At 43.7% G+C, this 16,731-nt stretch carries 19 protein-coding genes; 8 read left to right on the top strand and 11 right to left on the bottom strand.

Features of this window, described 5'->3' with window-relative positions:
- Positions 1–48 precede the first annotated feature (48 nt).
- The 4 genes from gldD to mutY all read right to left on the bottom strand — a co-directional run bounded on the left by gldD (position 49) and on the right by mutY (position 3,674).
- On the bottom strand, positions 49–669 hold the full coding sequence (gene gldD, locus ACSX1A_RS15045; protein ID WP_439880461.1) for a gliding motility lipoprotein GldD: 621 nt from the start codon (positions 667–669) through the stop codon (positions 49–51).
- Positions 629–1,999 carry a gliding motility-associated protein GldE gene (gene gldE / locus ACSX1A_RS15040; protein ID WP_439880460.1) on the bottom strand — a complete coding sequence of 457 codons (1,371 nt, stop codon included), beginning with the start codon at positions 1,997–1,999 and terminating at the stop codon, positions 629–631. The genes gldD and gldE overlap by 41 nt, the downstream gene beginning before the upstream one ends.
- 27 nt (positions 2,000–2,026) lie before the next feature.
- On the bottom strand, positions 2,027–2,479 hold the full coding sequence (locus ACSX1A_RS15035; protein WP_439880459.1) for a single-stranded DNA-binding protein: 453 nt from the start codon (positions 2,477–2,479) through the stop codon (positions 2,027–2,029).
- A 103-nt stretch (positions 2,480–2,582) separates the two neighbouring features.
- Positions 2,583–3,674 carry an A/G-specific adenine glycosylase gene (gene mutY, locus ACSX1A_RS15030; RefSeq protein ID WP_439880458.1) on the bottom strand — a complete coding sequence of 364 codons (1,092 nt, stop codon included), beginning with the start codon at positions 3,672–3,674 and terminating at the stop codon, positions 2,583–2,585.
- A gap of 324 nt (positions 3,675–3,998) precedes the next feature.
- Between mutY and ACSX1A_RS15025 the strand changes: the two genes are divergently transcribed.
- The 3 genes from ACSX1A_RS15025 (at position 3,999) to ACSX1A_RS15015 (ending at position 7,040) form a co-directional block, all read left to right on the top strand.
- The gene (locus tag ACSX1A_RS15025; RefSeq protein ID WP_187068752.1) at positions 3,999–4,304 is read left to right on the top strand and encodes an HU family DNA-binding protein; all 306 of its coding nucleotides are present in this window, start codon (positions 3,999–4,001) and stop codon (positions 4,302–4,304) included.
- Between the two features lie 61 nt (positions 4,305–4,365).
- The gene (locus ACSX1A_RS15020) at positions 4,366–5,232 is read left to right on the top strand and encodes a tetratricopeptide repeat protein (RefSeq protein ID WP_439880457.1); all 867 of its coding nucleotides are present in this window, start codon (positions 4,366–4,368) and stop codon (positions 5,230–5,232) included.
- A 209-nt stretch (positions 5,233–5,441) separates the two neighbouring features.
- A complete protein-coding gene (locus ACSX1A_RS15015) occupies positions 5,442–7,040 on the top strand; it encodes an Rne/Rng family ribonuclease (protein WP_439880456.1) in 1,599 nt (532 codons plus the stop codon).
- 75 nt (positions 7,041–7,115) lie between these two features.
- Here the strand turns inward: ACSX1A_RS15015 and ACSX1A_RS15010 are convergent, their stop codons facing one another.
- On the bottom strand, positions 7,116–7,784 hold the full coding sequence (locus ACSX1A_RS15010; RefSeq protein WP_439880455.1) for a porin family protein: 669 nt from the start codon (positions 7,782–7,784) through the stop codon (positions 7,116–7,118).
- Positions 7,785–7,861: 77 nt separating this feature from the next.
- Between ACSX1A_RS15010 and gldB the strand changes: the two genes are divergently transcribed.
- The 3 genes from gldB (at position 7,862) to ACSX1A_RS14995 (ending at position 10,673) form a co-directional block, all read left to right on the top strand.
- Complete coding sequence (gldB, locus tag ACSX1A_RS15005) at positions 7,862–8,866, top strand: gliding motility lipoprotein GldB (RefSeq protein WP_439880454.1); 1,005 nt, start codon at positions 7,862–7,864, stop codon at positions 8,864–8,866.
- 26 nt (positions 8,867–8,892) lie between these two features.
- A complete protein-coding gene (locus ACSX1A_RS15000; RefSeq protein WP_439880453.1) occupies positions 8,893–10,098 on the top strand; it encodes a glycosyltransferase family 4 protein in 1,206 nt (401 codons plus the stop codon).
- 119 nt (positions 10,099–10,217) lie between these two features.
- Positions 10,218–10,673 (top strand): hypothetical protein, encoded by a 456-nt coding sequence (locus ACSX1A_RS14995; protein ID WP_439880452.1) that lies wholly within the window; start codon positions 10,218–10,220, stop codon positions 10,671–10,673.
- A 64-nt stretch (positions 10,674–10,737) separates the two neighbouring features.
- Here the strand turns inward: ACSX1A_RS14995 and ACSX1A_RS14990 are convergent, their stop codons facing one another.
- From ACSX1A_RS14990 to ACSX1A_RS14965, 6 genes are all read right to left on the bottom strand, one after another.
- Positions 10,738–11,328, bottom strand: coding sequence for a phospholipid scramblase-related protein (locus ACSX1A_RS14990; protein WP_439880451.1), 591 nt, complete (start codon positions 11,326–11,328; stop codon positions 10,738–10,740).
- Between the two features lie 237 nt (positions 11,329–11,565).
- Positions 11,566–12,249 carry an endonuclease III gene (gene nth, locus ACSX1A_RS14985; RefSeq protein ID WP_439880450.1) on the bottom strand — a complete coding sequence of 228 codons (684 nt, stop codon included), beginning with the start codon at positions 12,247–12,249 and terminating at the stop codon, positions 11,566–11,568.
- A 19-nt stretch (positions 12,250–12,268) separates the two neighbouring features.
- Complete coding sequence (locus tag ACSX1A_RS14980) at positions 12,269–12,499, bottom strand: hypothetical protein (protein ID WP_439880449.1); 231 nt, start codon at positions 12,497–12,499, stop codon at positions 12,269–12,271.
- Positions 12,474–13,076: an RNA polymerase sigma factor gene (locus ACSX1A_RS14975; RefSeq protein ID WP_439880448.1), complete on the bottom strand. Its 603-nt coding sequence runs from the start codon at positions 13,074–13,076 to the stop codon at positions 12,474–12,476. Before ACSX1A_RS14975 ends, ACSX1A_RS14980 begins: the two co-directional genes overlap by 26 nt.
- A gap of 458 nt (positions 13,077–13,534) precedes the next feature.
- Positions 13,535–13,909: a group III truncated hemoglobin gene (locus ACSX1A_RS14970; RefSeq protein WP_439880447.1), complete on the bottom strand. Its 375-nt coding sequence runs from the start codon at positions 13,907–13,909 to the stop codon at positions 13,535–13,537.
- 306 nt (positions 13,910–14,215) lie between these two features.
- Entirely contained in the window at positions 14,216–14,563 is a 348-nt protein-coding gene (locus tag ACSX1A_RS14965; protein ID WP_439880446.1) for a hypothetical protein, read from the bottom strand.
- A 472-nt stretch (positions 14,564–15,035) separates the two neighbouring features.
- Between ACSX1A_RS14965 and ACSX1A_RS14960 the strand changes: the two genes are divergently transcribed.
- Together ACSX1A_RS14960 and ACSX1A_RS14955 are read left to right on the top strand one after the other, a co-directional pair.
- Complete coding sequence (locus ACSX1A_RS14960; RefSeq protein ID WP_439880445.1) at positions 15,036–16,298, top strand: MFS transporter; 1,263 nt, start codon at positions 15,036–15,038, stop codon at positions 16,296–16,298.
- Complete coding sequence (locus ACSX1A_RS14955; protein WP_439880444.1) at positions 16,291–16,497, top strand: hypothetical protein; 207 nt, start codon at positions 16,291–16,293, stop codon at positions 16,495–16,497. The genes ACSX1A_RS14960 and ACSX1A_RS14955 overlap by 8 nt, the downstream gene beginning before the upstream one ends.
- Positions 16,498–16,731 lie beyond the last annotated feature (234 nt).

The following is a 16,731-nucleotide window of genomic DNA, read 5'->3' as shown; positions in this document are numbered from 1 at the left end:
GGGTTTGCAGGACATCCACGAATTGGCAATGCTAATTGCGGACAACAACTACTTGTTCTCCTTCCACTTCAGCGTGTTCAGCATGTGGATGATATCCTTCTTTACAAAATCAATGACTGGTGCCAGGGAGTCGTTCTGCGTGGCTGTTCTAAAGTATAAAGCGCCTCTCAGGAAATGCTGAGTTGAGTCGGTAACATAGAACTGAAATTGACTAGGAACCTCTCCTTCCAGCTCAAAAACAGAAGCAACGTCCCCGGTTGGGATCTTTACCTCAGTTTCTTCTATGGAGTAAGCCTTTACCTGGTGCTTCGATGTGAGCTTGCGTGCATCCTCCATCAGGTCATTCAGCATTTTCTGGTTATTGTTGATGTCCTTGTATGTCAGCTGCACATTAGCCCCCAGGCTTGGGTATATGATGTTGATCCAGTGTGGCTGCGCAATCATAGAGGAGTCAGGCCTGATTTTGGCGTGTTCTGAGTACTCAAACGTATAAGGGTGCTCCTCCTGCAAAGTCTGATAGGTTTGCAAGGGCAGGTCAATACGGTTAAATCCTTTGGGTTTAGGCGTGTATTCAGCACCACAAGCTACCATAGCTGCTGCTAATCCAAACCACACGAATGCCTTTAGTTTAGCCAACTTTATAGTAGTGTTCTTTTTTGTTTCTGACATTGATTTTAACGCGTTTAACACGCTTCGGGTCTGCTGACTCTATCGTGAAATGAAAGCGGCCGTACGAAACATCTTCGCCAACACGCGGGATGCGTGAGAAAAGTGCCAGCATCAGACCTGCTACTGTTTCGTTCTCTCCCTTTACCTCATTAAAAGCATCGAACGGAATTTCAGCAATTTTGCAGAAATCGTGCAACGATGTCTTTCCATCAAAGATATAGGTATTTTCATCTAACTGCGAATAGATAATGTCATCATCTTCGTCAAATTCATCGTTGATCTCACCCACAATTTCCTCCACAATGTCTTCAAGTGTAAGCAAGCCGGAGGTAACGCCATACTCGTTAACAACGATGGCCATGTGTACATGCTTTTCTTTAAAATCCTGGAAAAGAGCAGCAATACGTTTTGTTTCAGGCACAAAGAACGGAGGGCGGACTAATTGCAGCCAGTTAAAATTTTCGCCTTCGTGCAGGTGGGGCAGCAGGTCTTTAATGTAAAGTATACCTTCTATTTTGTCCGTACTTTCTGTATAAACAGGAACCCTGGAATATCCCCATTGCAATATTTGTGGGAGTAGTTGCGGGAGCGTCTCTTTCGTGTTAAATGCAACAACATCAATCCGTGGGCGCATGATCTGTTTTACCGTGATGGAGCCGAAGTTCACTACGCCGCGTAGTATCTTACGCTCTTCCGGCGAAGTGTCTTCATTTGTAAGGGCCACATCCAGGCTATGGTGCAGCTCTTCGATGGTGTGGTTATAGCCACGGATCATGTAGTTCTTATCAATATACCCGCTTATCCTGGCCATGATCCATGTTAAAGGTAAGGCTATGACTTGCAGGGAATGTATGGCAGGGGCTGTAGCACGTACCACATTCAATTGCTTTGTCTGGACATATACTTTAGGTAAAACCTCTCCAAAAAAAACAATAAACACAGTAGCAAAAAGTACGCATATGAACATGGGCAAAGCCGACAGGTTCATGGTACCAAACAGTTGCCAGGCAATATAGGCGAACAAGGTGATAATGCTCACATTAATGCCGTTATTGAAAACCAGTAACGTGTTTAAAAGCTTACGTGGGTGTTGCAGCAGGTTGTAGGCTTTCCGCTCGGCAGGGAGCCGGCTGTTTTTGCACCTCTCTAATTCTTGCTCTGAGAGAGAAAAGAAAGCTGCTTCTGCTCCCGATGTGAGAGCAGAAAGCAGCAGTAAGGTGAAAGCGGCAAAAATTGCTGCTATATATTCTATCCTGAGCTCGGTAAAGGAGTTTTGTATTAATTGAAATAAACTAAAACTCAGGGGGTCTCCGGAATCTAAACTTTCCAAAATTAAACAGTTTCGTTCAACATAGGGTTAGAACGGCAGGTCGTCTGGCTCGTCGTTCTGAGGGGCAGGTGCCCCTCCGCCACTAAAACTACCGCTGCTGGAATTGGCAGGTGCTTCCTGGTAATTGCCACCGCCGTTACCATTTTCACTTCGGCCACCCAGCATAGTCATGGTGTCAGCTACTATTTCAGTGCTATATCGCTGAATGCCGTCTTTGTCCTGGTAGTTATTTGTTCTGATCTTACCTTCAATAAAAACAGACTGACCTTTGCGAAGGTACTTTTCCGCAACTTCGGCAAGACCCCTCCACAGCACAACATTATGCCATTCGGTTCTTTCCTGCTTTTGGCCGGCCTTATCTTTGAAAGTTTCAGAGGTTGCGATAGGAAAACGTGCTACGGCTACTCCGCCTTCTAAATGACGCACTTCAGGGTCTTTGCCCAGGTTTCCGATCAGGATTACTTTGTTTACACTTGCCATGTCTTTTTTGTCTAAATAGTTAATTAATTGGGCTACTCCGGCAACCTAGCCGGAGGCAAATATGGCTTACTGAACTACAAACTTACAGCTAAATTAGTTCTGTTTATAAATGTACTAAAATCTTAGCATCTTTCAAATAGCTACTGATCAAAACGGGCTTAGGCAAAGCCTCTATTTTTTCGGTGTTGTAAAGTGCTAATCTTGTTTCTTTTACGACCTCTTCCTTTAAACGGGATTTAAGTTTGAAATGATAGAATTGCGCCATAATTTTTTGATGGCTCAGGATATGCTTATACACTTTGTGCGGCTCACGGAGTTGAGAGTCTTTGATATCGATGCCTGCTTTTGCCAGTTCCTGAAACATTGCAGCCCTGTCAATATCCTTGCTTTCGCTTTCGTACAAATAAAAATCATACAGCCCCTGCCAGATATCTCCTTCCAGGCGTTTACGCAGGTAATAGTGGCCATCAAACTCCAGTACAATATAGTGGAAGAACCGGTGCCGTGCCGCCTTAGCCTTAGATTTTACGGGCAACTCCTGAACCATGCCTTTGTTAAAAGCAAAGCAGTCCTGCTGCAATGGGCAGAACAGGCAGTCTGGCATGACCGGGGTACACTGTATAGCTCCAAACTCCATAATCGCCTGGTTGTATGTATCAGGCGCATTTGGCGGTACCAGTTCATCGGCTAGTTTCTGAAAAACCTTGCGCGAAGCAGGCACGGCAATATCGTCTGCTATGCCAAAAACACGTGAAAGCACCCTGAAGACGTTGCCATCCAGCACTGCCACCTGCTCCTTAAATGCGAAAGAAGCTATGGCTGCTGCGGTGTAGCTGCCTACTCCTTTTAATTTGAGCAGTTCCTCATACTTATCCGGGAAACGGCCTCCAAAATTTTCTACAACCAGCTGGGCTGTGTGGTGCATGTTGCGGGCCCTGGAGTAGTAGCCAAGCCCCTGCCACAGGCGTAGCACATCATCTTGTGGAGCCGCTGCAAGGTCCTGCACAGTAGGGTAAGCTTCCACAAACTTTAAATAGTAGGGCATGCCCTGCGCCACCCTCGTTTGCTGCAGGATTACTTCTGAGAGCCATATGTAATAAGGGTTGGTGGTGTCGCGCCAGGGCAATGCGCGCTTATGCTGCTCATACCACTGCTTAAGAATTTGGGAAAAGTACTGAGGTGATGGGCAGGTCATAGTAGAACAAAATTGACTTAAGAAATGATTTAAATGAACGGACAAAAGTAATCATTTGTTGAGAGTGCTGCCATGCTGGCTGATGACTGAAATATTATCAGAAGGGCTGCGTTATGCAGGCGGATACGTGGCATGGGTATTGTATAAATTGAGTTTGCAGGGGTAAAATCGTAAGTATCAGCCTGTAATAATTTACAGGTAATGCTTTTACTTATCGAAAAGTAAAATTACCTTTGTGCCCCGAAAATCAGCGAATGAACTTAAGTTCCTGATTATAAACATTGAAAAGTTAACTGATTATCAAATTTATAAAAATCTAAGAAAGTGACTAAAGCAGAAGTAATATCAGAGATTGCTGATAAAACAGGGATTGATAAGGCGGATGTCCAGGCTACAATTGAGGCTTTTTTCAAAGTAGTTAAAGACTCTATGGCTGATGGTAACAACATCTACGTGAGAGGTTTTGGTAGCTTTGTGAATAAGAAGCGCGCGAAGAAAGTGGCTCGTAACATCTCTAAGAATACGTCCATCATTATTGATGAGCACTTTATACCGAGCTTCAAGCCATCTAAGACTTTCATCCAGAAGATCAAAAACAGCAAAAAAATCAAAGAGTTAGCTACTGCTTAATTTTTTGTATCTTTGCAAAACTCATTTGTTTGACTTATTTATAATTACTTAAGCAGAAAGAATGTCCCGGTCCCAAATACTGATCGTTATTGCAGCCATCGCATTGGCGGCCGCCATGTTCTTTCTGCCTAAAGTAGTTGTAAATGAAGATGATAAAGACAATTTAGCTAAAGGGGAGACAACGTCTGCTGCCTCAGAAGGACATTCAGAAGATGATGGCCATGACCATGAAGCAGCGGCAGGAGGCGAAACAGCGGCACACATGTCTGCAACGCCAGAACAGTTGATGGAGTTAGCTACTGCCCGAGCTAAGTTTAACAAAGCAACGGACGTACAGGCGCGCAACCGCCTGGCATCAGAGTTAGGAGAAGCTTATTCGGCTGCTGCTAAGTATGACAGCGCCGGCTACTATTTTGAAATAGCCGCAAAAGCCCGTGGGGGTGAAAAGAGCTATAAGAAAGCCGGTGATGCTTACTACGAAGCATTTACATTTGCCGCCACTCAGGAGCGTGCCAACGAATTAGGAGGTAAAGCCCGTGAGATGTATGAGCAGGTGCTAAAGAATAATCCTTCGGAACTGGATGCTAAAACAAACGTAGCCATGACCTACATTGCCAGCACAAACCCTATGCAGGGAATAATGCTGCTTCGTGAGGTGATCGCGACGGATCCGGATAACGAGAAGGCGCTGTTCAACTTAGGTATTCTCTCTATTCAGTCAAACCAGTACGATAAGGCTGCCGAGCGTTTCCGCCACCTGATAGAGGTGAACCCAAAGCATGTGGAGGGAACATTTTACCTGGCCGTATCACTGGCTGAAACAGGCGAAAAGGAAGAAGCTAAAGCTTTGTTTAACAAAGTAAAGAGCATGAGTAACGATCCTGCGCTTGCTGCATCTGTTGATGAGTACCTGGCTAAATTAAATTAAACGAAAAGAAATTATTCAAAACATAAATTTTCAAGACTATGCCTTGCGGAAAGAAAAGAAAAAGACATAAGATCGCTACACACAAGAGAAAGAAGCGCCTGAGAAAGAACAGACATAAGAAGAAGTAATTTCTTCTGCGTTAATTGAGGCCCACATTGCTTTGCAATAGTGGGCTTTGGTCTATACATCCAACTAATCTTTGAGAGAAATTGAGTAACGAACTAATTATCAATTCTACTCAGGATGGAGAACGCATTGCGCTATTACAGGATAAAAGACTAGTTGAGTACCACTTCGAACGTAAAGACACAAATTACATCGTAGGTGATATTTTTCTGGGAACTGTAAAAAAAGTAATGCCAGGCCTAAATGCTGCTTTTATTGATATTGGCTACCAGAAGGATGCTTTTTTGCATTATCATGATCTGGGCGCCAACATCAAAACATTAAATAAGTACCTGAAAGTAGCACAGACTCAGAAGAACGCAACGCCTAAACTTAACCAGTTAAAATTTGAGCCCGAGATAGACAAGCTAGGCAAAATAGCTGATGTACTTAAAAAAGGACAGCAGCTATTAGTCCAGATTGTAAAAGAACCTATTTCTACAAAAGGGCCACGTTTATCCTGCGAGATATCTTTAGCAGGTCGTTTCCTGGTGCTCGTACCGTTCTCAAACACGGTGAGCGTATCCAAGAAGATCGTTAGCAAAGAAGAACGCACACGCCTCAAACGCTTGATCACTTCGATCAAACCGGAAAACTTTGGCGTGATAATCAGGACGGTGGCCGAAGGGCGTGAAGTGGCAGAACTCGACAGAGACCTGCGCAACATGCTCGCTAACTGGGAAGAAGGGTTTAAGACGTTGAAGACTGCTAAGCCATGTGACAAAGTCATAGGTGAGCTAAATCGTTCTTCTTCCATTTTGAGGGATTTGCTTAACGAAAGTTTTGATAACATAGTCGTTGACGATAGTCAACTCTATGATGAGATCAAAACATACATCGGAAGTATTGCACCGGATAAACTAAAGATCCTGAAGCAATATACCGGCAAAACCAAAACCTACGAACACTTCCACATCGAGAAACAGCTGAAAGCTGCTTTCGGAAAAACAGTGACCATACCAGGAGGCGGATACCTGGTAATAGAGCACACCGAAGCGCTGCATGTTGTAGATGTGAATAGTGGGAACAAATCTAATACCGAAACCGATCAGGAGGCGACAGCGCTTAATGTGAACATGATGGCTGCCAAAGAGGTGGCACGTCAATTACGCCTTCGGGATATAGGTGGTATCATAGTGATAGACTTCATAGATATGAAGTCGCCGGAAAACCGCCAGAAAGTGTATGAGGTTGTAAAAGAGGAACTGAAAAGAGATCGTTCAAAATCTACCGTTCTTCCAATCTCAAAATTTGGCCTGATGCAAATAACGCGTCAGCGTGTAAGGCCAGAACAAAATATTATAACCGGAGAAGTTTGTCCTACTTGCAACGGCACCGGTAAAATTACAGCCAGTATACTGGTTACTGACGAAATTGAAGCAGCGGTGAACGACCTGCTGACAAGCCACAATCATAAAGGCCTGATAATTTACCTGCACCCGTTTGTACACGCCTACTACACGAAAGGCATCATTTCGAAACAGGTAAAATGGTTCTTTAAGTACTTTAAGTGGGTAAAACTAGTTAAAGACACATCGCTGGGCATCACTGACTTTAAGGTGATGGATACGCGAGGAGATGAGATAGAACTACGCGCTACTTTTGCGGAAGAGCTCGAAGTACTTGATAAAGAAGAAGAGTAAGTATATACTGAAAGCAAAGAAGCCGCTCTGATGCAAATCGGAGCGGCTTCTTTGTTTATGACTGATCCTGAATGGTTAGAACTTCACACCCACATCTATAGAAAAGCCGCTGTTTTTTAAAGATATGTTCTTGTCGCCAAGCAACTCACTATAGTAATCATCAATATCGGACAAGCCCCTGTGGTAAGTAAGGCCGGCAAACAACTTCGTGCTTTCACCCATCTGCATCTCTGCACCGCCACCAAGTATGGCATCCGCTTCAAAAATGTTAAAACGTTTGATCGCCTTCTCGCCGTCAATCACTTTTTTGTCGTTCACGTTAGCTGCTACTTTCGTGTTTAAAGAGCCTCCAACCTGGAAATAAACCAAAGTACCTGGCGCAACTTCGTTTGTGAAAAGCTTCAGGGAGAGGGGTAGCTCAATGTACTGTAAGGTGATGTCGTCTTTACCATTGGTTGTAACCGATGATCCATTTTCATCGCGGGTATAACTGTAAGTAATTTCGCTTCCTTTGCTGCGGTACATAAGCCCGGTGCTAAAGGCATAATTTTTAGCGAAAAAATAATCGGCAACTACACCTACTCCTAAGCGTAGTTTGCTGCTTTCTTTCTCAAAGTTATACTTATCTTCGGCTATAAAACGGTTACTTGAAATAGTTGGCGACAACATTAACCCAATTTCAATTTGGGCCATAGAGGCATAACCAGACAATAAAAAAAGCAATAAAATGGCAAGTTTCTTCATGTGTATAATTAATTTGAAGGAATAGTGTTACTCTAATACGTAAGAACCCTCTATTTTTGTACAAATATACTAGAATAATGTATTACAGATTCTTAATACTTGTGGTGCTGCTATTCTCCTTCGGTTGTAAGGAAGAAGGGTGCAAAATACCTGATGAAGTAGCCAGTGTCCCGGTTGATGTAACTATAGAGCGCTTAGAAAAACCATTTTATGCCGCAGACAGCAAAGCGGAGATGGCATTGTTCCTGCAAAAGCATCCTCTATTTGCAGACAAATACCTGCAGCGGGATCAATATCCCTCAGATTCGCTACTTATCAATCCATTGCTGGAGTTGGCAACCAATCAGTCTTTAGATACTTTGGTGCAGGAAGCAGAAAAGCGTTTTGAAGATATGGAGCAGGAGAGGGAACAACTGCAAACCGCTTTCAAATACATTAAATACTACTACCCCCAATTTAATGTGCCACAGGTTAAAACCTTTGTTACCGGCCTTGGCACCATCGGGAACGACCTGTTTGTATCAGATTCCTTGCTTGTTTTTGGTCTGGATTACTTTATCGGGAAGAATGCAACATACAGGCCACAGGCTTACGATTACATATTGAAACGATATGAACGTGAGATGATGGTTCCTGCAGCCATGCTTCTGCTTTCTAATCAGTTTAATAAAGCAAATTTCACCAACAGAACCCTGCTTTCTGAAATGATAAATATGGGGAAGGCTTACTATTTTGTAGACCAGGTTATGCCCTGTACAGCAGATTCCCTTATCATTGGATACTCAGGACAGGATCTAGCGGATGTGCAGCATAACGAAGGCCGGATCTGGGCACATTTTATTGAGAAGAGCCTCTTGTATGAAAAGAATCCTTTCCTGATCAACAAATATTTAGGAGAAAGGCCTTCAACCCCAGAAATCGATGAAAAAGCTCCCGGACGTTTAGGTGCCTGGGTAGGCTGGCAAATCGTACGAGCATACATGGAGCGCAACCCTGAGGTCACACTGCCTGCATTAATGGCTGATACAGATGCTCAGAAAATATTTAATGAATCGAAGTATAAGCCCGAGAGGCGCAAATAATCAGCGCTGAAAGATACTCGCTCCGGATGCACATAGCCGTTTTTAACCAGCACCACCATAATCCTGACTGCCCGGCTACTTGCAGGCACTATACTTTTATTCAGGAACTGGCAAAACGGCATCAGGTAACCTTGATTACAAGTGACGGATGGCGCCGAACCAGGATAACAAGTCAATACCCTTGGGTGCCGGAAGGAGTGACGCTTTATGAGTGTGCTTCCCCTTATGCCAATAAAATGGGGGTAGTGCAGCGGATGAAGTCCTTTAGCCACTACGGGGCCTATGCTTTAGCCAAAGGATTGACAATACCTAAACCAGATGTGATTTGGGCAGTGTCTACTCCTCTTACTACTCCCTGGGCCGCAGCGCAGGTAGCAACACTGCGCAATGTTCCCTGGGTATTTGAGGTGCAGGACCTGTGGCCACGGTTCCCGATAGAAATGGGTGCTGTAAGAAACACTCAGCTGCAGCGCCTGCTTTACCGCATCGAGGAAAAACTGTATAAAGCTGCCAGCCAGGTAATAACCTTGTCTCCTGATATGTCCGGTTATGTATATGAACTGGGCATTGCAAAGGATAAGGTTTCTACTATACTTAATGGTACTGATTTAGATCTTGTTGATGCTGTGCAGCAGCGGGAGGTGGAAGAATTGCGGCAGAAGTATGGGCTTACCGGCAAGCAGCTCGTACTTTATGGTGGCACCTATGGAAGAGCCAACGCCATTCCTGCCCTGATGCAGACAATACAACTCATGGCATCGGATAAAACTATACATTTTGTGCTTGCCGGAAATGGGTATTATAAGCCGCAGTTAGAAGAACTTGCAAAGCGAGTGCCTAATTTACTGCTGCTGCCCCCCCAGCCAAGGCATCAGGTTTTTACCCTTTTCAAGCTTGCTGATTTATCCCTGGTAACATTTAATGATCTACCGGTGCTGGCTTCTAACTCACCTTCTAAGTTCTACGACAGCCTGGCTTGTGGTACCCCCGTTCTTGTAACAAACCCAGGCTGGACAAAAAGTTTTGTAGAGGAACATAGGGTAGGGTGGTATGCGCCCGCTGAAGATCCACTCAAACTCGCTCAAGCTATCAGACAAGCGCTTAGTGAACCTGCTGCGTTGGAAAGTGCAGGGGAGAACGGGGCTGCTATCTCACGGGAGTTATTTGACAGGAAGTTAATGGCTAAACAGGTAGATGCTATCCTGCAAACTGCAGCAAGATCAAAAAAATAAAGCTAAGTATTCTTTCTTCTATTTCTGGCACAGCATTTGGAATGGTTGCTCAAAAGAGCAGATGTTCCTGGGCCTACTGCTCAGCGCTCTTTACCAATTAACCTTTTAGACAAAAGAAGATGAAAAAGATCATTGCAATATTATCGTTGGGTGTTTTGATGGCTGGTACTACTTATGCTCAGACTACACCACAAAAAGAGAGAAAGCATCGCACTGAACGGAAGCAGAAGCAAAAAAGATCGCCAGAAGAAATGGCTGCCAAACGTACCGAGATGTTAACTAAAAAGCTTGACCTGAATAAGTCGCAGCAGAAAAAGCTACTGGCCCTTAACCTGAAGCACGCTCAGGAGAAGCAAGCCATGATGCAGGCTAACCGTGGAGAAGTAAGAAACCATGAGAACATGCGGAGCGAAAGACAAGCTAACCGAGCACGCTATGAGGCCGAGCTAAAGGATATATTGAATAAAAAGCAGTATGCACAATACGAAGCTGATAAAGCAGAAATGCATGCCAGACATGAGAAGAAGCGGGAGCAGCGTAAGGAACAAAAAGGAGAACTACAGCACAGAAGCTAAAGATAAGAGAATGCAAAAGGGGGGCTTAATGGCCCCCCTTTTCTTTTATGCATATACTTTTAGACTACTCTTTTAAAACCATATCAATGCACATAACGGCCCCAAGTATAAGCAGGCGGATGTTGTTGTTTTGTGGCACTTGGTCAGTCATGGTAAGCATGTAATTATCGGCAGATGTGAAAAGCTCTTTGCCAATGCCAGCCCACTTTTTATTTACACGCGCAAACTCCGTGTTCTCCTTTACAAACTTAAAGTCCCAACTGGTCCACTTGCCCTGTAGTGAGAATAGGTAGTTGTCATTTGGGTCAACAATATTAAACTTGCCACCAATCGATAATACCTTTTGCTTAAAGCGACCTACTACCTCGTCATTTGCGTCCAGGATCTCTACTGTAGATCTGAAAAAAGCTACTCCTCTACGTACAGTTAATACCTTTTCGCTGTTGCTGGCTGTTCTTATCTCAATAGTGAACGGCGTCATGCGCTTGTAATCTGTAAAGCGAAGCAAACGGGAAATTATGCCCAGATTTTCTTCACGGCAATACAAAGCGATCTCCTGTGTTTCCGGATCGTAAATGTCGTAGTGGTTGGAGGCCTTGAATACGCCTGTGTGTTCTTTTACAAAGTATGAGTTCTGGTTTAAGGCTGGGTGCATGTGGTAAGGTTGGTTTGTTTTAAGGTAATGTATAAGGTACACGTAAGCAATATAGTTAAATTAAAATATATGCTTCTATAATGAAGCCTGCTATAGTTAAATGAAATTAGTACCCAATCCAGGGGTTGTGATATCAGCAGAAAGTGATGGTATATAATTTCTGTCCCTCTGCAGTAAATATAAAGCCTGCCGCAACTATAGTTACAGCAGGCTTTGGTGCTTCATACTTTAAATCTCTTACACTCCACTAAGCTTATTCTCAGGGTCATCAGGAATATTAGGGAAGTTCTTCTGGAAAAAGGCGCAGAAATGGGTTAAAGGACATTCTTCGCACTTCGGCTTTCGGGCAACGCAGATGTAGCGGCCATGAAGTATAAGCCAGTGGTGCGCCTTTGAAACAAGATCATTCGGAATGTTGGCTACGAGCTGCTTTTCTACCTCCAACGGGGTTTTAGCTGCTTTTGTAACTAAACCGAGTCGTTTACTTACCCTGAACACATGCGTGTCTACAGCCATGGCCGGCTGGTTCCAGATGACCGAAACTATGACATTGGCAGTTTTGCGGCCCACACCCGGTAGTTTTACCAGATCTTCTACTGTGCTGGGTACTTCGGAGCTAAACTGTTCCACCAGCATTTTACCCAAACCAGCCAGGTGCTTAGCCTTGTTGTTAGGGTATGAGATACTTTTGATGTAAGGGAAAATTTCTTCAGGGGAGGCAACAGCCAGGTGCTCCGGCGTAGGATATGCCTCAAAAAGAGCAGGTGTTACCATATTCACGCGCTTATCAGTACATTGTGCACTTAGCACAACGGCAAGTATGAGCTCGTAAGGGTTAGAATAGGCCAGTTCTGTTTCAGGCTCCGGAAAATGTTGAGTAAAGTACTCAATCAGGAGCTTATAGCGATCTTTCTTAAGCATAAAAAAAGTTTGCAGTCGGTTAGGACTGCAAACTTAAGCTTTTTGAATAACTAAGTATGCTTTGAACAGAGCGCTTAGTTGGGCTTTTAAGCGCGCCGGTTAAGAGGCTTTGGATTTGTAAGAGCTCAGAGCAGCTTTCGGCCAGCTCATCATCGTGCATAAATGCCGCTTCCAATTGTTCACAGGCATCTTCTGCCAATTCATCATAAACATACTGGATCAGCTCATTCTGAGTAGAGGTTTTTATCATAAGCGAAATTACTTTTTAGCATCTTTTTCCTCAGGTTTATAAGCGCATAGCGCATACGGCCTAAGGCTGTGTTGATGCTCACACCAGTGGCGTCGGCTATCTCCTGGAAGCTCATGTCTGCATAATGACGCATCATAAGAACTTCCCGCTGCGTTTGCGGCAGCGTCTGGATAAGCTCCCTCAGACGGGCATGTGTGTCTTCTTTTACCTGAAGCGACTCAGCAGAGTCCTCGGAAAAAGCCATTGTATTAAACACATTGCTGCCGTCATCCAGCGTGATCATCGGGCTTCTCTTCTCTTTACGGAAAAAGTCGATCGCCAGGTTATGTGCGATACGGCATATCCAGGAAGAGAACTTACCTTCTTCGTTATACCTGCCGCTCTTCATGGTATGAATCGCTTTTATAAAAGCATCCTGCATGAGGTCCTCGGCTGTATAAGAGTCCTTTACAATTAATAAAATAGTAGTGTAGACTTTGTTCTTGTGTCTGTTTACTAGCTGTTCAAACGCATTTTCTTCACCTGCGATATAGAGTGAAACTAAAGCAGAGTCACTCAGCTGGGTCGTTGTATTCATCTTAAAGCTACATTAGTTTAACGTAGAGCTTTATATCATATTGTTGCGTTTAAAATTTTTGAACAAAGATTTTTTAGAAGTGTAAATCAAATATAGGTAATACATTTTGTTCGTGCAAGAGCCGCCAGATCCTCTTGTGAAAAAAGTATAGAACCTACGTACCAATCAACTAATCCGGAACGTTTCAGTGGGTTCTGATTTTTTCTTATACGTTGACAAAGTATAAATGAGTGGCAGATTACTTCAATTTAGTTTTCCACATATAGTTGCAGGCTGGTATAGGGCTTTTTGACCCTGAGTTCAGTGTCTGTGTAAAAGTTTTTATGTCTGTGTAAAAGTTTTTATCCTACATATAACTACTTGATTAATACTGAGAAAACGGGTAATGCAATAAGCCAGTAGCTGACTGATCCGCTACTGGCTTATTGCATAGGGTATAAAATAAAGTGGTGCCGGAGTTACTTCAGACACCCGTTCATTTCCATCTTGAGCTGGAAAACATGGGCAATGCTTGCTGCCTTCTGCTTGGCTTCTTCTGCTTTGGGGCCTTCGAACAAAGTATCAATAGTATGCGTGAACAAGCTAACCCAGCGAGTAAAATGAGAGCGTTCAATGGGCAGGTGCATGTGTTTAGGGAAAGGCTGCCCTTTGTACATCATGCTGCCAAATAAAACTGTACTCCAGAAATTATACATAACAGGCAAATGGTGAGACCAGTCTACGTGTGCATAACCATTAAATACCGGCGAAAGGAGGTCATCCTGATTAACATCCTCGTAAAACTTATCTACCAGAAATTTGATGTCCTCTTCGCCTTCAATATCCTTTTTCATTATTGTCAAGCTGCTGTAAAGCAATGTTTAGTATTTATGGTGCTGCTTTAGCAAAGCATTTTCCCATTTGATGTTAGCCTAGCAACGGGCTAATTATGCAAGTTTACAAGCATTACCGCTCTCATAAAATGATAAATGTCACTTGCTTGTAAAGGAGAAGGAGGCGCGTAGTTCGCAGGTAATGGGTAGGGGCAGGCAGGTTGCGATTCTTGCAGGTGCGGCGCGAGGGAAAGTATGGGCATAAAAAAATCCTTCGAAAGAGCTGAGGAAACTTTACGAAGGATAAGTTAATAATGCGTTAAGGTGTTATTTTCTACTGTAGCCTTTCAATCGGTTCAGGATTAGCAGAATGCGCCTGTTAATGTCGCGTTCTTCCACTGGGTTGCATTGCGCTGAAATATCGCAGGGCTTTCTCAGTTTTTGCTCGACGGATTTTAAATGCTCAAGGTAACACTCAAGTGTAGTGCAGGAAATATTTTTCAGAGAGCTCTCTATTTTGCTGTCGGCTTCATTTTCTTTCTTGTACTTCAGGTTAATCGCCTTGGCAATCTCCGTGTTGATCAGGTTTGTCACGTCTGTATCGGTTGTGATCTCCTGTTGGCTCACCTTCTTCTCGATGTTCTCCAATAAGTCTCTAATATCTAATATCTTCATTTCTTAATGTTTTTGAGTGAATAATAGGTTATTTGCAACGGCCTGCAGTTTGCTAAGTTACAAACTATGGCTACCTGCGTTTGTTGAAGTCAGATTTTTTACAAACACTTAATAAATCATTGGCTAAGGTAACAGAAGCATAAAATGCTGGTTACAATTAGCTAAAACAAAACAGGTGCTTAATCGCTGAGGCAATCGTTGGTTGAGCAGATAACGAATCGTGAAATTTTATACTTTGTTTTACAAGGTTGTGTTGCGAATAAAGATCATAATTAAGGGAGAAATTTTGTCAGTATTCCAAGTAGAGATTTTATAAATGCTTATTTTAAAAAGGAAAATACTGTGAAGCAGCGAGTTATGGTTAAATTTTAGGTGGTGCTACGCGTTAAAAATTTTATAATACTATACATGCTGCTAAACCTGTAGCTGATTGGTTAATTTTGGCATATAACCGGGCAACAGCCAAAGTTTAATGAGTAACAAAAGTAAAAAAGACCCTTACGCTGTACTGCGTATACCAGAGTTCAGGCGTTACGTTTCAGCCAGGCTGTGCATTACGCTGGCCATGCAGGTACAGGCAGTTATTGTTGGCTGGCAGATATATGACATCACCAAAGACCCACTCTCCCTGGGTTTAATTGGTTTAGCAGAGGCCATTCCCTCTATCTTCGTTTCGCTTTATGCCGGGTATGTAGCAGATATGGTGCCACGTAAGAAGATAATTATTGTAGTAATTGCCGTACTCCTGCTTTGTTCACTGGCCTTGCTGTTCTTTACGCTGGATATTAGCCTGGTGCTGCAGAACTATGGGGCGCTGCCCATTTATGGCGTTATATTTTTAAGCGGTATTGCCCGCGGATTTATGGGGCCGGCAGTTTTCTCTTTTATGCCACAACTAGTACCTTCCAAGCAGTTGTATGCTAACGCTATTACCTGGAGCACTACTACCTGGCAGGCAGCCTCTCTGGCCGGACCTGCCATTGGTGGCCTGATCTATGGTTTCTTTGGTGTCAGCGCTGCCTACTGCACAGATGCCGTTCTGGTGCTGCTTTCGCTGCTTTTCTTCTCCATGATTGGCGCACGTGCTTTGCCTGAGAATGCAAATCCTCAGAATATGAAGGATAGCCTGCGTTCCGGGATACAGTTTGTCTTTGGCAACCAGGTTATACTTAGTGCTATATCTCTGGATCTGTTTGCTGTGCTTTTTGGTGGCGCGGTGGCCTTGCTACCCATTTTCGCATCCGACATATTAAACATGGGGCCTGAAGCTTTAGGGTTTATGCGTGCGGCCCCTGCAGTCGGGTTTGTGCTGATGGCCGTACTCATGGCTTATTATCCGATCAGTATCGACGCGGGTAAAAAAATGCTGTGGTGCGTGGCAGGTTTTGGCGTGTGTATCATCCTCTTTGGCTTGTCTACCAGTTTCTGGTTCTCTATGCTGCTCTTGGCGTTGAGTGGTGCGTTTGATAGCATCAGTGTTATTATCCGCTCTACCCTTATCCATACGCTCACCCCGGAGTATATGAAAGGGCGTGTATCCTCTGTTAATAGTATTTTCGTAGGCTCTTCTAATGAAATTGGTGCCTTTGAATCTGGGTTTACAGCTAAACTGATGGGAGTAGTGCCTGCGGTTGTTTTTGGTGGCGCAATGACCTTGTTAGTGGTAGGAGTTACAGCTTTTAAAGCAGATAAGCTGCGCGCCCTTGACCTCACACCTGAAGTAGAACATGCTTAAACCTAAAAGCGCAGCTCCTGAAACCGGAACTGCGCTTTTAGAGAAGATGGCACTAACTTATGCTGTTGCCTCTTTTTGCTCTTTGGGTTTGCTTGGGGCGCTGTTAGCCTTACGTGGGCGGCGGTTGCCAAAAGTGCCCTTAGTGATCTTACCTTTTCTGGATTTTTTATCTCCTTTTCCCATAAATAGTTTTGATTAGTTTCTAGCTACTCTTACGGCAAGAGAGTTAGATGAGGTTCATACGCAGTTATATGAACTGAAGTTGTATAAGCTAAGCAAACGTAACTAGCTTAATAAAAGCAAAAGCTAAACCTTTTTAGGATAGCAGGTGTTACAAAAAGATGCTTCAGACCTTCGTAAGCTAAGATTTTTAATTTCTGCCTTCAAACCCAAAGCTGGCAAGGCAGATTGTTGAAACACTTTCTTAAAGAGG

This window comes from Pontibacter sp. MBLB2868 (genome assembly GCF_051904785.1).
GTDB lineage: Bacteria > Bacteroidota > Bacteroidia > Cytophagales > Hymenobacteraceae > Pontibacter.
The sequence above is the reverse complement of the archived record's forward strand: the minus strand, read 5'-3'. Positions and strand labels throughout refer to the sequence as shown.